The 1,892-nt window shown below is 56.6% G+C and carries 3 protein-coding genes; all 3 read left to right on the top strand.

Going from position 1 to position 1,892, the window contains the following annotated elements; all coding sequences use genetic code 11:
- Nucleotides 1–29 precede the first annotated feature (29 nt).
- The 3 genes from ALO64_RS05880 (at nucleotide 30) to ALO64_RS05890 (ending at nucleotide 1,856) form a co-directional block, all read left to right on the top strand.
- Entirely contained in the window at nucleotides 30–278 is a 249-nt protein-coding gene (locus ALO64_RS05880) for a hypothetical protein (RefSeq protein ID WP_044345909.1), read from the top strand.
- Nucleotides 279–348: 70 nt separating this feature from the next.
- Nucleotides 349–900, top strand: a complete 552-nt coding sequence (locus ALO64_RS05885; protein WP_044345911.1) for a hypothetical protein — start codon at nucleotides 349–351, stop codon at nucleotides 898–900.
- On the top strand, nucleotides 897–1,856 hold the full coding sequence (locus ALO64_RS05890) for a tyrosine-type recombinase/integrase (protein ID WP_044345913.1): 960 nt from the start codon (nucleotides 897–899) through the stop codon (nucleotides 1,854–1,856). The genes ALO64_RS05885 and ALO64_RS05890 overlap by 4 nt, the downstream gene beginning before the upstream one ends.
- Nucleotides 1,857–1,892: the final 36 nt, after the last annotated feature.

The raw sequence follows: 1,892 nt of genomic DNA on the forward strand, positions 1-1,892 counted from the left end.
GCTCGGAGCTTCCCTAGAGGATGGATCCTATGGACCTGAAAGACATGCTTGGCCAGATCGATGATGTTTTGCTTGCCGAAATCCTAGCTGCTGCGCACTGTGCGCTGAACCGACCAGGCGCTGCAAAACGCGTTGCTAAGGCCCTGAATACCTCAGTTGAACGCGTAAAAACCCTTGCGTATATCTCGGCCCAGCTCACCATGCAACCAAGGCTTATTCCCGACATCAGCACAATGGAGGAAATGGAGGCTTTTCAGGCCCGGCTGGGGGCTGCATAGACTCCCTCCCCCTGCGACCTTAAAGTGGTGATAAAATACGTTATCACCACTTTTACAGGCAGAAGGGCGCATGGCTTTTTTTGACCCCATCCGCGACTATTTCCATAGACGCCAAGCAAAATATCTGAATGAGCTTGCTTCCCGCGTTCACTTGGTGAGTCGTCGCCAAGAATCCCAACGCGGCAACTTTGTGTTTCCCGGTACCGACTACCTGGACGACATCCAAATCGCTGGCCAGCGGGTCGGATATGTCAGCTATGGCATCAATCCTTTGAATGACCGCGTGTACATCAACAAAATTGAAATCGAACTGGAGCATCAGCGCCAAGGCATTGGCTTGGGTGTCCTATGGCGCCTGCAGCTTACACACCAAGTGCCCATCGTCCCGCTTTACCAGTATGGCAACTCAAACGGGTTCTGGAGCTTGGCTCGGCAGCGGCTTGAAGGAGCCGGTGCGCTGATCGAAGACCAACTGCGCACTGACACTGAGCTGGACGTCGAGAAACAGCGATGGGAGCATCTGGTGCCCGAGCTGGCACACGAACGAAAGATCCGCGAGATGATGGAGTCGCCGGAATGGCCCGAGATTGAGGCAGGTTTCATGGCAAGGCAGAAGTTATGAGTGAGCTTGTCAGTTCGGCCGGCGCCGGTGAACGTAGACTAACTTCCGCAGAGTTCCAGCAGTTGGCCAGCGTGCCAGCTGCAGTGGAGTGGTTCGCCAATATCGACAACCCTCGTACCCGACGTGCCTACCAGAATGACTTGGAAGACTTCTGCAGCTTTGTCGGACTCACCGGCGCCGATGAATTCCGCGCGGTCACCCGCGCGCACGTGTTGGCCTGGCGGGCCCAGCTGGAAACCCGGGGTCTGGCCGGGGCTACCATTCGGCGCAAACTGGCGGCGCTGGCCAGCCTGTTCGATCACCTCCTGGAAAACAACGCAGTCGCTGGGGGCAACCCGGTACACGGAGTGAAAAGGCCGAAGATCGAAACCAATGAGGGCAAGACACCTGCCTTGGGTGACGACCAGGCTAAGCGGCTGCTCGATGCACCTGATCCAGTGACTATTAAGGGCTTACGTGACCGAGCTGTGCTGGCCGTGTTGCTGTACCACGGCCTAAGACGGGAGGAAGCGGCCCAGCTCCAAACTGGCGACTTAGTGGAGCGACGGGGGGTAAAGCATCTACGAGTGCATGGGAAGGGAGGGAAGATTCGGTTTCTCCCCCTGCATCCGGTCGCTGCTGAGCGTATCTATACCTACTTGGAACGGGACATTAATCGATACCCTTCAATCGGCCCGATGTTTCGCTCAATGCGCGGCAAAACTACCGGGGCCGGTATCACCGCGAACGGGCTGTACACGGTGGTCGCGCACTGGGCGCGCGTTGCTGGCATCGATGTTGATGGCTTGGGTGTACATGGATTGCGGGCAACAGCCGCGACAAATGCTTTGGAGCATAATGCCGATATCGCGAAGGTTCAGATGTGGCTGGGTCACGCAAACATCAGCACAACGCGACTGTATGATCGGCGCGGCCAGCGGCCGGAGGATTCTCCGACCTATAAAGTGAAATACTGACCTGAGCACATCACAACGTTCATGCATAGGAATTTC

The sequence above is a fragment of the Pseudomonas meliae genome (genome assembly GCF_001400515.1).
Taxonomy (GTDB): Bacteria; Pseudomonadota; Gammaproteobacteria; order Pseudomonadales; family Pseudomonadaceae; genus Aquipseudomonas; species Aquipseudomonas amygdali.

What these genes read in the sequence shown, in the direction of transcription:
- ALO64_RS05880 (WP_044345909.1), top strand. Translation starts at nt 30, where the DNA reads ATGGACCTGAAAGACATGCTTGGCCAGATCGATGATGTTTTGCTTGCC.
- ALO64_RS05890 (WP_044345913.1), top strand. Translation starts at nt 897, where the DNA reads ATGAGTGAGCTTGTCAGTTCGGCCGGCGCCGGTGAACGTAGACTAACT.
- ALO64_RS05885 (WP_044345911.1), top strand. Translation starts at nt 349, where the DNA reads ATGGCTTTTTTTGACCCCATCCGCGACTATTTCCATAGACGCCAAGCA.